The organism is Shewanella algidipiscicola (assembly GCF_900380485.1).
Classification (GTDB): Bacteria; Pseudomonadota; Gammaproteobacteria; order Enterobacterales; family Shewanellaceae; genus Shewanella; species Shewanella algidipiscicola.
The window spans coordinates 18,679-32,114 of record NZ_OXJV01000001.1; the positions used below are offsets into that span (position 1 = coordinate 18,679).

Sequence of the window (13,436 nt, forward strand, 5' to 3'; positions counted from 1 at the left end):
AGGCATTACTCCTGTATCACCTCAATGAGCTGAATCGAGAATATCAGAGTGATTAGCCGTTATGTTGACCGAAGAGATTAACTATATGTCATTGAATAATTATTATTTTATTCACAATCAGGGGGCGAAATGAGCAGTTTGAAATCCCTATTAACGACCTGCTGGATATTCGTTTTATTGTTAGCGAGTCCAGCGTTGCCAGCGGCGTCAACCGGATGGTTAGTTAATGATAATCATCCGCCAGCCAAGGTACGTTTGATGCTGACTGGTGAGGTGGATCCTGCCACTCGCACCCTACCAGCCGTGTTAGAAGTACAGCTGGATGGCGATTGGAAAACCTACTGGCGTACCCCTGGAGAGGGAGGGATCGCGCCCTCTATCAAGTGGGATAATTCGAGCAATTTACAACAGGTGGATTGGGCATGGCCAGCGCCCGAGCAGTTCTCGTTATTAGGGCTGCAAACTTTCGGCTATAGCGGCAATACGACGTTTCCGTTAACCCTAACCTTGGCAGAACTTGCTGAGCCCACGGCCCTGCGCGGTAAAGTGACATTGTCGACTTGTACCACCATCTGCGTGCTGACGGATTATCACATTAGCCTAGATTTTAATGCTAATACCTTACAGGCAGACACGGATGCCATGCTTGCTTATAACAAAGCCGTGTCACTGGTGCCGCAAAAAGTGACCACATCAGAGGGGCAGCCTGCAGCCATGACGTTGGGATGGGATGAAAGCCAAGGCATACTCGAAGTGCGACTGAGCGATGTTCACTGGCAACAGCCGATGGTGATTATCGATGGCGAGCCAGATACCACATTTAAGCTGGTAAGCCTTAAGCGTGCAGAGAGTGATGCTGGCGGTGAGCAACTGGTTGCGCTGTTCAATGGCACGAGCTGGCTTGGTGAGCCAATACTGTTGGGGCAATCGCTTAATGTCACGGTTGTCGATAGTGAGCGTGCGCTGGAATATGCTGCCAAGGTCACCCCTACAGTCGTAATGCAGGAGGGACGCTCATTGTTTAGCATGATCCTGCTGGCGCTTATCGGGGGATTGATCTTAAACGTCATGCCCTGCGTGTTGCCTGTATTGGGGATGAAGTTGAGCTCTGTGATTGCGGCACCTGAACTGAAACGCAAACAAATTCGACAACAGTTTATCGCCTCAGCGCTGGGCATTTTAGTCTCTTTCTGGTTATTGGCAGGTTTTATCTTAATGCTTAAGTACACGGGCCAAGCCATTGGTTGGGGGGTGCAGTTCCAAAATCCTTGGTTTATCGGCTTCATGGCGCTGGTAACTACGGTCTTTGCGTTCAATATGTTAGGTGTATTTGAGATCGCCTTACCTGCGAGTGTACAAACCAAGTTGGCGACAACCGGCGGCAATGATAATCGAGGCCACTTTTTACAGGGCATGTTTGCCACTTTACTTGCAACCCCGTGCAGTGCGCCTTTCTTAGGAACCGCAGTGGCCTTTGCCTTAGGCGCCGATGTGCTGAGTTTGTTGGTCATCTTTACTGCATTGGCAGTGGGCATGGCATTGCCTTGGTTGATCGTGGCGGCGTTGCCGCAAGTGGCAACCTACCTCCCAAAACCCGGTCGCTGGATGAACACGGTAAAAATTCTGTTCTCAGGCATGCTACTGCTGACCAGTTTATGGCTGATTAGCCTATTAGCTAACTTTATCGATGCCTTATATCTATGGCCGCTAGCTGGTCTTATCACACTGACATTTATGCTGTTTATGGCTAAAAAATATGGCGCAATTGCCATTGTTAGCTGTTTCGGTGTCGGCATCATGTTGTCGGCGCTACTGGCCTTTATGACCGTTAACCAGTGGGCTAAGCCTTTGCCAGCAGATTTAGCATGGACACCGTTGGATCAACAGGTGATCGACCAACAGGTCGCTCAAGGCAAGACAGTATTTGTCGATGTGACGGCAGATTGGTGCATCACCTGCAAGGCCAATAAGATTGGCGTGATCTTACAAGACCCTGTCTACAGCAAGTTGCAACAGCCGCATATGCTACCGATGAAAGGCGATTGGACGGAGGCGTCAGCGCCAATAACCCGTTATCTTCAGCGTCATAATCGGTTTGGGGTGCCATTTAACATGGTATATGGCCCAGGTGCTCCACAAGGGATTGAATTACCAGAGATTCTAACGAGTGACTTAGTGATCGCGGCAATCGATAAGGCATCGGTATTTCCCAACACTACGACAGAGACTCGGCCCAAGCTTGTCACCGAAAGCTCGTCCATTGCTGGGGCCGATTAGGGCTATCACTCAGCCAGTGGTTCGGTAATAACCGAGTGACATTCAAGGCATATTACGCTCAGGAGGCCCCTGAGCTAATCGCAAGGAAACCCATGATGAAATCAACGAAACAAGTACAAACAGCAACTCAACTAACCGCTAAGGATGGAGAAAATCACATGTCGAAATTTATGACCCTGCTTAACAATCGTAAGTTACCAGTATTGGCATTATCGGGCGTTGCCATCGCCATGCTGGCTAGCTCTTTACCCTATGTGAGCGCCTCTGCCCACGCTCAAACCGCTAGCCTCTCCACGACGCAACAACAAGAGGTACGCGCGATCATTAAAGACGCGTTAGTCAATGATCCCGAACTTCTGAAAGAAGCGATTATTGCACTGCAAATGAGAGAGCAACTTGGCGCCGATGCCGCAAGGCAAGCTAGCTTAGAGGCCAACCATGAAGCCATGTATGCAACCCAAAGCGATCCTTGGAAAGGCTCAGCCACTCCCGAGATCACTATGGTCTATTTCACCGACTTTAATTGCCCCTATTGTAAGAAAATCGAGCCTTCACTCAATAAGCTAGTGGAAGAGTTTCCACAGCTCAAGATCGTTATCAAAATGGTGCCCCTGCAGGGAGAAGGGTCAAAAATCGCGGTCGACTTTGCTCAAACAGTTTGGCTAAACGAGCCAGAAAAGTACCTCAAGGTGAAAGACTTATTAATGTCCAGCCCGCGTGGGCTTGATGCGGCGGCGCTTGCCAAAGTCGCTAAATTAACCGACACCGAGCGCTGGATAGGTAATACCGATAAACGTGTCGCCAATATGGTTAATCAAAATATGCACTTAATGCGAGACTTAGGCATTGGCGGAACACCCAGTATGATTTTTGCCGACAAAGTCATTCCGGGATTAGTGTCTTATGAGGTGCTAAAACAGCAGTTGCAAGAGGCGATAGCCGCGCAAGAGCAATCAGCCAAGCGCAGTTAAGCGTAGCGTCAAAGGAGCAGATATGACGAGTGAACAGCCATCCATCCCATTTCTCAAGCGATTATGGGGGGGAGTTAAGACATTTGCACTCTGGCTTGTGTTAGCCATGGTGTTAACTGGCGTCATGGATATATGGCGTGGTAAAGATATCCCACGAGATAATTTACCACAACTCAAAGGGATAACTCTGGCAGGGCAGGCGGTAGATATTGCGACGCTAAGCCAAGATCAAGCGGTACTGGTGTACTTCTGGGGCACCTGGTGCCCCGTATGTAACTTTGTCAGCCCAGCGGTTAATCAAATGTCGGCTTATTTTCCTGTGGTCACGGTGGCCATGAACTCGGGTGAAGATGATAAATTAGCAAAATATCTTCAACATCAAGAATATGGATTCGACACCATTAACGACAAGGATAATAGCATCGCCCGTACCTGGTCGTTGCAGGCCACACCCACACTGATGGTATTTAAAGAGGGTGAGCTGAAATATTACACCACAGGCTTTACCAGTCTGCCCGGTATGTGGTGGCGCATGCTCTTAGCCTAACCATAGCGGTTTGCCGCTGGCATAGCGCTCAAGGCATTGATACGTCTTTCGTTAAGGTGATATCGACTTAGCGTGCTAGCGGCAAACAGCATCACTTCAACGCGGTAAGCACGGCTGCTTCGTAAAATAAGCAGGTAGATAGCGCCACTATGTAGAGAGTCGAGGGCGACTCTCCCTTGTGACGTGATGTTAAAGTCGTTCGCAAATAAGCTGTGACAGTTAAAGCGGCGCTTGAATATTGGCTGGTGGAATATGCCACAGATAATCGTAAAAACGCAGATAAACATAGGCTGCAGTTCGCGCGGCATCTGCATCCCTACATAGGTAAGTATCCGTTAGAAAGAACCACTAAGCCTCAATGGTTAGCCTGTTTTGACCGGATTAGAAAAGGCATATCTAATGAGCAAAGGGCGGCTCCTGTTGCTGCGGGGCAAGTCTTGCAAGGGGCTAAACAAGCGCCAATTTATTATTGATTGCAGTAACAAGGTTCAGTTTGCAGACTTTGAACGAGCAAAATAGCTTGAAAATTCATCAAGTATCGATGACCTTTCGATAAAGTGATGTCAAACCTATTGATTAGGAATCGCGCCAAATTGTATTGAATTGTCACAAGATTAAATCGCTAAATTGAATTAGTGGCGAATCAACTAATACTATTTACCGATTTTAGACGTAAGTGTTGAGATTACGTTGAATGCAAAATGAAAGTGGAATATTTTCAGCATTTCGCAAACTGGTTATTTTTAAAGCTAATTGGAACCTGATATCACAAAGGAAGTGCGAAGTTATGTTGAAGCAAGGTGCGTTACGACAAGTAAAACCCTGGGTGACGAGAACATTAAAGAGTACTTTGGTGAGCGCCTTGTTGTGTCTCTCAATAAGTGGCTGTAATAGCGATAACGATGATTCGCTGAATGCGATTGACAAGGCTAAAATGCAGCAGACAGTCGCGCAGCTGGCCCAGGATATGCTGGTCCCTGGAGTTGTAGTGATATTGCACACGCCCAAAGGTAATTTTGAATATACCTATGGAGTGAGCAGTTATAATGGCAATGAACCAACCGATTTCAACCAGCACCTGCGAATTGGCTCAAATACCAAAACTTGGGTTGGCACAATAATTCTACAAATGGTGCAAGAGGGTAAGCTTAAATTCGATGATCCCGTTTCCTTATATTGGCAAAATGTACCGGGTGGTGAACGGATCACAATTGAGAATTTATTAGCGATGGAAAGTGGTCTCTTCAATTATACGACTACACTAACTCTCAATCAGACGCTCGACGAAGATCCTACCAAGGCTTGGCTCCAAGAGGAATTGCTCAAATTGAGCTTCGACAATGCTCTTGATTTTGAACCAGGTACGGCCTTTGGTTACTCTAATACCAACACGGTATTACTTGGCCTAATCGCACAACTCCTTGATGGCAGTGACCTACCTGAGATCATGCAGCGTCGACTCTTTACCCCCCTAGGTATGACCAAAACCTTGTTTCCAGAGATCACTGATAATGAATTACCGCAGCCGTATACGCATGGCTACATGTATGGCACTAATGTTGAAACCATGGACTCAGCATTGCCCGAACCCATGCAACAAGCGGCCCGTAATGGTGAGATCACTCCAGGTGATCAAACCTTAGCGAATCCTTCATGGGGCTGGGCGGCAGGTGCAGGCATATCGACTGCCAGAGAGTTACTTATCTGGGTCGAAGCTTTGGTTGGCGGAGAGTTGTTAAACGATGAGATGCAAAAGCTGCGTCTTTCCAGCGTTAAGCCCATCAATCCAGGTGATCCCAATACCGCCTCATATGGCTTGGGGATCGCCAAGTTTGGTCAACTCTATGGCCATACAGGTGAATTGCCTGGCTATAACTCTTTCATGGGGCATGACCCAGAGAATAAGGTAAGTCTAGTGGTTTGGACCAACATGGCACCAAGTGTCGATGGGCGAGATCCTGCTACGACTATTGCGGCAGCACTCATAAACCAGCTCTACTCAGCAACAAACTAACCTTGACTAGAGACTACTTCATCTGACAAGTATTCAATTGTGGGTTTTAAAGCTCTGTATTTCTCTTTTATCTGTCTCATAGCGTCCGTGCTCTATTAAACTGCTTGTTCGACGATGGCGTCGGTGAGGTGGAGTTGGGTTGTTTGGGCGTCGCTTAAACGGGCTTTGAGTTGGTCGCACAAGGTAATTAATTCATCGACTTTAGTAACGATGCGGCGTTGTTCTTCCTTAGGAGGGACACATACTAGATATGCTCTCATGTCTCTAACATTCACATGTTTCGCCCCAATTCCCTTATGTATAGACAATAGTTTTTCCAATGCTCCTTTCGACGAGATAGTGAGACGAAGAAACTCTGGTTCTAATTGAACTGATGGTCGAAACAGCATTACTCGCTGACCTAGACAGCATTCGATACCATCTGGAATAACAACCGACTCACCAACACTACCTTCCCTAGCGAATACAATATCTCTTGGTAGTGGAACTAATCTAGCATTGCGTTTATCAAAAGTTTCTTGAGAGACAAATCGAAATTTACTTGTGTGTAACTTTCCCTGTTTAAATGAATTGGTATCAAGACAAAGCAAACCCGAATCTTGAAATTTGGCAGTTGAATGGGGGCAGTCAACAATAATATTGAATAATTGTTCTAGCCTGACCCACTCCCAACCTAAAGGCTTATGAAATGAAGTTTCAGAGGTTGAGATAGCCGTATTAGGTTTCGGTTTTGAAATTATATTCTGCTGCCAGAGTCCCATTTTCTCAATTGCGATACGCTCTAGTAGCTTGGCTGCAGGCTCGTCATTAGAGTTTTGTTCCACCAGCTTGCCCATGACGGCGAGTTGCAGGATGGTTTGCTTTAGCGTGTCGATGCTGGCGCTGGTGGTGAATAGCGTATCGAAGTGCTCGGCAACACGCTGCCAGCTCTCTATAAAGTGCCGCTCAGGGCTGTTATCAAAAGACGGCTCAGAACCATTTTCAACGGAACACTCAGGGCTTTCTGCCAGCTCAGGGCTGTTAGCATCAGCAGAAGGAAGCAGTAACGCCCCTAACAAGGTTTCAACTAAGGTTTGGTGTGCTGACTTGCTAGCTTCTGTTTGCGCTTCTAGGGCATCACATAAGCTCATCAGCTCATCGACTTTAGCGACGATGCGGTATTGTTCTTCAAGAGGGGCAAATGGTAATGGGTTATTTGCAAAAAAATCTTTGGGAACTCGTTTTTGACCAGCTGAACCAGTCATTTTAGTTTCACCAACTTTGAGGAACATTGGTGCTTTTAAGTATAAAAGAATGAACAATGGATTTAATGTATCAGGGATTGGCCTTGCCACATGTAGTTCAGTTGTTCCGGTGCCTACACCATTAATTAATCCAGAAAATACAGCTGCTTTACTATTTTCAAAGCAAGGTGTTATCTTGGCTAGTGCGATATCACCATCCGCAAAGTGTGTGTACCCCTTCTTAATTTCCTTCCATGTTCTAGTTTCAGAGCCATGGCTACCTTTATAGCTGGTGGTAATTAGAGGCATAGGTACAAAAGAAGCTTCTGAATCATCATTTAATTCTGAATTTCTTGGGCCAATTTCAGCAAGTTCAGTTAGTCTCGTCCACTCCCAACCCTTCGGCAGCTCAAACGGCTTTTCATCCTCACTAATTTCAGGCAAAGCTTTAGGCTTTTTAATCTTCTTGTCTTTCACCAATTGCGCTTTTTCAGCGGCAATGCGTTCTAGTAATATCGAGGCAGGTTCGTCATTCTCATCTTGTGGAACTAGCTTACCGCGCACGGCGAGTTCTAAAATCAGCTCGCGTAGCTTTTTGATGCCATGCAGCGAGAACTTCTTCGATGAACCACGGCCTGATGCTGATTTTTGCTTAATGGCGGTCGTCCAGATATCCAGATTTTCAGTAATTAATTGCTCTGCGGTTATTTCTGAATTTTTATCAGCAGTTACTTTTACATCATGCTCAGCCATTATTTAACTTCTCCCGCTGAATCTTTAGGAGAAAGGGCGGCGATGAGAATACCTTTTAGCTGATCGCGTAGGGCTTGAATATCGGCTTGCTGCTTGGCGTAATCTTGCAATAACTCTTGCGGATCGTGGCTGACCACATCGCCCACATGGGGGTTTTTAATATCTAGGTTGTAGTTACGAGCGATGATGTCATCGATAGACACCTTCCACGCTTGTTCTGTTTCAACTCGTGATGCAAAACCGTCGGCTTCAACGCCCCACCAGCTCAATTCAGTTGCAAATTCTTCAAACTTCATTGGCTTAGTTTTGTTGTAGTTCTTCACCCCAGCAGGATATGGGTGCTCATAGAACCAGACATCTTTAGTTGCTGTTTTTGACGAGCCATCCCCTTTAGTGAAGAATAGGATATTCGTTTTGATGCTGGTGTATGGGTTGAACACGCCATTAGGTAAACGCACGATAGTGTGCAGGTTACACTCTTCAGTCAGCAGCTTTTTGATTTTGGTTTTAACACCTTCACCAAATAGAGTGCCGTCTGGCAATACTACGGCAGCTCTGCCCTTCGTTGCTAGAACTTCGATGATTAGCTGTAGGAATAGATCCGCAGTTTCACGGGTTTGCATTTCGCTTGGGAAGTTCTTTTCAATACCGTCTTCTTCGGTGCCACCAAATGGTGGGTTAGTGATGATGACATCAACTTGCTCATCCCAGCTTGATAATGGCTTATTGAGAGTGTTGCCGTGCTTAATCTGTACTGGCACTTCAATGCCGTGCAGCATCATGTTGGTGGTACACAGTAGGTGCGGCAGCTGCTTCTTCTCAACACCAAAGATCTGTTGCTGTAGCGTCTTGTGGTCTTCGCCTGATTTAACGTAGTTAGCTTTTACATGGTCAAACGCGCAGGCCAAAAAGCCGCCGGTACCGCAAGCAGGGTCCATAATAGACTCGCCAAGTTTAGGATCTGTTACCGCTACAATAAATTTAGTGATGGCGCGTGGGGTATAGAACTCGCCCGCATTACCTGCGCTTTGTAAGTCTTTTAAGATCTGCTCGTACAGGTCACCAAACAAGTGACGCTCTTTTGAGTCGGTAAAGTCGATTTCATTAAGCTTGTTGATCACTTGGCGCAGTAGGGTGCCGTTTTTCATGTAGTTAAAGGCATCTGAGAAGGCTTCTTTGACTACATAACCGCGCGGGTTTTTATCTATCGGCGCAGTCAGGTTTTTAAGCTGTGGAAATAGCTCATCATTTACAAACTCAAGTAGTTCATCACCTGTGATGCCTTGGTTGTCTGCAGCCCAGTTGCGCCATAGGAACTCTGCTGGGATTGGCTCACGGTAATCGTCTAGTTCAAGCTCTAACTCTTCCTCTTGGGCATCAAATACCTTAAGGAAAAGTAACCAAGACATTTGCCCTAGTCGCTGGGCATCACCGTCAACACCGGCATCTTTACGCATAATATCTTGGATGGATTTAATCGCTGAACTGATAGACATAACAAAGCTACTTTAATTGCTAAATATAATGCCGGGCAGTATAGCAATACCTGCGCTGGTGATCAGTGAGTTAGTTATGATTATTTTGCTGCTCTAGTAGGGCTAACACCCCTATGGTCGCAGCATATTCTAACGGACTAGAATGTTAGTCATGTCGGGGGCACGGGCTTTAGTTAGCCGGTAGTACAGGTAAGCGGTGATGATGGCATCGATTGTTATGCCTAGTCCAAACATGATGGCAATTTTATCGAGTGATGGAACGAACCAGCCCATTTGATAAGCCATAAATGCACTGCCGTAGAAGCCTGTGTTTACGATTAACGACTGGTATAACATTAAATCTGTTCGGCCTATGCCGTAAAAGTAGCTATCAATGACATGGTTAAAGGCAAACACAATGTAAAAGCCAAGCATGAGTAACACTAGCTTGGTGACAGCTTGTGACTGGCTAACACCCATAACGTGTTCGATAAAAGGCTGCCATGCAGGCATAGACCCCAGCCAGCCGCATATAAATACCAATACTATGCCCATATAGCTGTTCACCTTACCTTTGCTTAATCCGCCATTATTGGCCGCATCGCGCTTTACTAACTGGCCTAGCGCCAGAATAGGTAATAGTAACCATCCCCAGATAAACTGATTCGCCAACCAAAATACTCCGGCTTGCTCAACTTGATTAACCAGCTGCAAGATCATCACCACAAAAGCGGTGTTGCGTACTAATGACTCTAAGCCTGACTTAGCGCCAACCCTTAGCCAAGTTGTAAGCCATGGTTGCTGATTAAACTGAATGCGGCGTAGCGATAGGCCCTTACTGGTTAAATATAAAATGGCCACGCTAGATAAAACCAAGCTGACGATAATATTGGTCCACGCAATGCCGTTAACCCCTAGGTTTAAAGAGAATGGCAGCTGACTGACAAACACGCTGTCGCATAATAGGGTGAGTAGGGTTTGGATAAGTAATAACAGGTAGATAAGCTTTTGCTTGTTTTTGAGCACGAGCACTAAGCTTGCAAATGAAAATACACTCGACAATAAAATCGCAATGGACTCAAGGCGAATATAACTGACGGTTTGCTCTATAAGCACGGCTTGCTGCTGCATAGCTGCAACCATTTGTGGTGCTAGTGTTATTACCATAAGAGTAACTATGGTATAGGCCATGACCACGATAGTAAGCCCTGTCGATAACCTGATATGGTACTTTTTAGGTTCTCGTATCACTTGACCAAATACGAATGCTAGCGGCAAAAGTAGCGCCTCACTAAGCACTTCATAGATTACATTCAGCCAAGCCACTTGCGCTGCGATGCTGAACGCCCATGGATTAGGGATGTCGCCTAAAAAATGTATCCGAGTCGTTGAATATATTAACGGGATTATGCTGGTTAAGATGAGCAGCAGTAGCAGCTTGAAGTTGATATTTCTATAGTTCTTCAAATAGGCGCTTACAAAGGCTGAAGCTTTGAGGTTTAGCTGCATATGTATTGGATTCGTAGTGGCAGTTTAGGGCCCTGTTAGGGCTAGTCTTAGACTTGGAGCAGTGACTAACTGATTAGTCACTGCTCATTCTTTTAGTAACAATAGGGGAACTATTAACGCTGAGTTCCAAGAATAACCCTTAAGCTGATTGCTGGTGGAGCTGATAGATCTCAGCTTCTAATTCGCTAATTGCTTGCTCGTACTCTTTTTTACCACCAAAGCCTTTTTTAATGATTTCGCTTAGGCTACCAATCTCGTTAAAGGGCTGTACTTTAAGCACTTGCATGGACTCGATTTCTTGCACTCCAACATCGGCGTATTTAACCAGTAGATTCTCTAGTACCGTTTGGGCGGTATCTGAATACTTGGTGAAGTAATTACGCTTCTTAACGCTGTTTGCACGCTCCTTGCGGGTGAGTGGTGGTTGGTCGTATACCACATGACAGATCATGTCGAAGGGGTCCATCTCTTTACCAACCTCTTCTTCAAGTGCGGCCCAGATAATGCCTTCTTGAGCGAGTTCATCGATGACGGCTTGTTTACGGTCAGAGTCATTCCAACGCTTTACGAACTCATCGAGTGAGCTGAACTGCTTAGCCATGGTTTTACGGGTGTAATCTTTGAAAGACTCGGTGACTAATTTGCCGTCGCTGTCGTAGTATTGCACTCGCTCTGCGACCTTACTGACAGTAACACCTGAAACTCGGTACTTGTTTACCTTGCGGGGCTCCTCGTCGGTCCATTCGCCTTCACCAGTTTGACCATCATCACCAGTACAATCGGGTTGATTATTACTGCTATCACCACCAAGCTCACCATCATCGAATGGATTATCTTCACCATCTTGCTCATCAATAGCATCTGTGCCATCAATGTCAGTATCGTCATCTTCGATATCTGTAGGGGTAACGACTAAGACTTTCTCTGGTGTACCATCAAAGCGTTCATCGGCAAACAGTTCGGTGGCTTTTTTGAAATCTAAGATGGTGAACCACAACTTGCCGTATCTGTCGTCGATACGGGTACCGCGACCAATGATCTGTTTAAACTTGGTCATTGATTGAATGTTTTGATCCAGTACCACCAGCTTACAGGTTTTAGCATCGACACCTGTGGTCATCAGCTCTGAGGTAGTGGCAATGACGGGATAAGGCTTTTTAGGATTGATGAAGTTATCAAGCTGGGCTTTACCTAGCTCATCATCACCGGTGATTTTCATCACGTACTTATCGTTCTTCGCCATTTGCTCTGGGTTGAGGTTGGCGATAGCTCGGCGCATGCGTTCGGCGTGGTCGATGTCATTACAAAATACAATGGTCTTAGCCATTGGGTCTGTACGCTTTAGGTAGTTGGTTATCGTCTCGGCCACCAGCTGCGTGCGCTCATCAATCACCATGGTGCGGTCAAAGTCTTTTTGGTTATAGATACGGTCTTCTATTACCTCGCCTTGATTATCGACTTGGCCTTTTGTTGGTCGCCAGCCTTGCAGATCAACATCAATATCAACGCGCACCACTTTATAGGGCGCTAAGAAGCCGTCTTCAATACCTTCTTTAAGGGAATAGGTATAAGCCGGATCGCCAAAGTAGTCTGAGTTTGATACTTCAGTCGTTTCTTTAGGGGTTGCCGTTAAGCCTACTTGAGCAGCACTTTTGAAATATTCTAGGATCTCACGCCATGCGCTGTCTTCAGAGGCGCTACCGCGATGGCACTCGTCGATAATGATTAAGTCAAAGAAGTCGGGGTCGACTTGCTTAAAGGCTTTTTGGCTCTCTTCAGGGCCGGTTAAAGCTTGATAGAGCGCTAGGTGTATCTCATATGATGGGTCAACGGTTCTGCCTGAGACCTTGGTCATTGCGGGACCAAAAGGTTGAAAGTCACCTGTCTTGGTTTGGTCGACTAAGATATTACGGTCGGCTAGGAATAGAATGCGTTTTTTGGCGCGAGACTTCCATAAGCGCCAGATGATCTGAAACGCCGTGTAAGTTTTACCTGTGCCAGTTGCCATGACGAGCAATACACGGTCTTTACCTGATGATATTGCTTCTACGGTCTTGTTGATGGCTTGCAGTTGGTAATAACGAGGGTGCTTGCCGCTACCATCGTCATAGTATTCTTGGTTGATAATCGGCAGCTGTGCTTCAGTATAGCCCTTCCAGACACAATATTTAGCCCAAAGCTCTTGGGGGGATGGGAAGTCTTCAAGACGGATTTCAGATTCTAGGTTGTGTGCTTCAGGCGTTCCTAGCTTTGTCTTATCATGGAAGATAAAACCATCACCGTTAGAGGCGAAGATGAAAGGTACTTCAAGCAAGCGCGCATAATCGAGACCTTGCTGCATACCTTTGCCTACTTCATGTTTGTTCGCCTTAGCCTCAATTACGGCAAGGGGCATGCTTGGTTTATGGTAAAGCACAATATCAGCAGACTTTACGGTTTTACGCACACCGAGCTGGCCACGCACTATCACCTTACCATCGCGCAGCTTCACCTCTTGGCGAATTTGCGTCATATCATTCCAGCCCGCATCTTTAATCGCTGGCATAATGAATTTGGTGATGATATCGGTTTCAGTCAGTTTTGCTTTATTGATGCTCATAACCTAACAAGGTCCTTCTAGGAAAGATAACAAACAGTTACGGACAGCTTTGCCCATTTCGATTGTGT

At 46.1% G+C, this 13,436-nt stretch carries 9 protein-coding genes; 4 read left to right on the plus strand and 5 right to left on the minus strand.

All coding sequences use genetic code 11. The annotated features are described in order from the left end of the window. The first annotated feature begins 129 nt into the window (after positions 1–129). The 3 genes from DN599_RS00080 (at position 130) to DN599_RS00090 (ending at position 3,795) form a co-directional block, all read left to right on the plus strand. Positions 130–2,277 (plus strand): protein-disulfide reductase DsbD family protein, encoded by a 2,148-nt coding sequence (locus DN599_RS00080; protein ID WP_110455636.1) that lies wholly within the window; start codon positions 130–132, stop codon positions 2,275–2,277. Positions 2,278–2,372: 95 nt separating this feature from the next. Continuing rightward, entirely contained in the window at positions 2,373–3,248 is an 876-nt protein-coding gene (locus DN599_RS00085; RefSeq protein ID WP_420820849.1) for a DsbA family protein, read from the plus strand. A gap of 22 nt (positions 3,249–3,270) precedes the next feature. Further along, the gene (locus DN599_RS00090; protein ID WP_110455637.1) at positions 3,271–3,795 is read left to right on the plus strand and encodes a protein disulfide oxidoreductase; all 525 of its coding nucleotides are present in this window, start codon (positions 3,271–3,273) and stop codon (positions 3,793–3,795) included. On the opposite strand, the gene DN599_RS00095 is transcribed toward DN599_RS00090, so the two are convergent. Beyond that, entirely contained in the window at positions 3,792–4,103 is a 312-nt protein-coding gene (locus DN599_RS00095) for a hypothetical protein (RefSeq protein ID WP_110455638.1), read from the minus strand. The genes DN599_RS00090 and DN599_RS00095 overlap by 4 nt on opposite strands. A gap of 479 nt (positions 4,104–4,582) precedes the next feature. Here DN599_RS00095 and DN599_RS00100 point away from each other — a divergent pair, with 479 nt between their 5' ends. Beyond that, complete coding sequence (locus DN599_RS00100; protein ID WP_110455639.1) at positions 4,583–5,809, plus strand: serine hydrolase domain-containing protein; 1,227 nt, start codon at positions 4,583–4,585, stop codon at positions 5,807–5,809. Positions 5,810–5,904: 95 nt separating this feature from the next. On the opposite strand, the gene DN599_RS00105 is transcribed toward DN599_RS00100, so the two are convergent. The 4 genes from DN599_RS00105 to hsdR all read right to left on the minus strand — a co-directional run bounded on the left by DN599_RS00105 (position 5,905) and on the right by hsdR (position 13,368). Continuing rightward, positions 5,905–7,785, minus strand: a complete 1,881-nt coding sequence (locus tag DN599_RS00105; RefSeq protein ID WP_204165076.1) for a restriction endonuclease subunit S — start codon at positions 7,783–7,785, stop codon at positions 5,905–5,907. After that, complete coding sequence (locus tag DN599_RS00110; protein WP_110455640.1) at positions 7,785–9,281, minus strand: N-6 DNA methylase; 1,497 nt, start codon at positions 9,279–9,281, stop codon at positions 7,785–7,787. Before DN599_RS00110 ends, DN599_RS00105 begins: the two co-directional genes overlap by 1 nt. A gap of 129 nt (positions 9,282–9,410) precedes the next feature. Next, entirely contained in the window at positions 9,411–10,727 is a 1,317-nt protein-coding gene (locus tag DN599_RS00115) for an MATE family Na+-driven efflux transporter (RefSeq protein ID WP_110456734.1), read from the minus strand. 181 nt (positions 10,728–10,908) lie between these two features. Next, on the minus strand, positions 10,909–13,368 hold the full coding sequence (gene hsdR, locus DN599_RS00120) for an EcoAI/FtnUII family type I restriction enzme subunit R (protein WP_110455641.1): 2,460 nt from the start codon (positions 13,366–13,368) through the stop codon (positions 10,909–10,911). Positions 13,369–13,436: the final 68 nt, after the last annotated feature.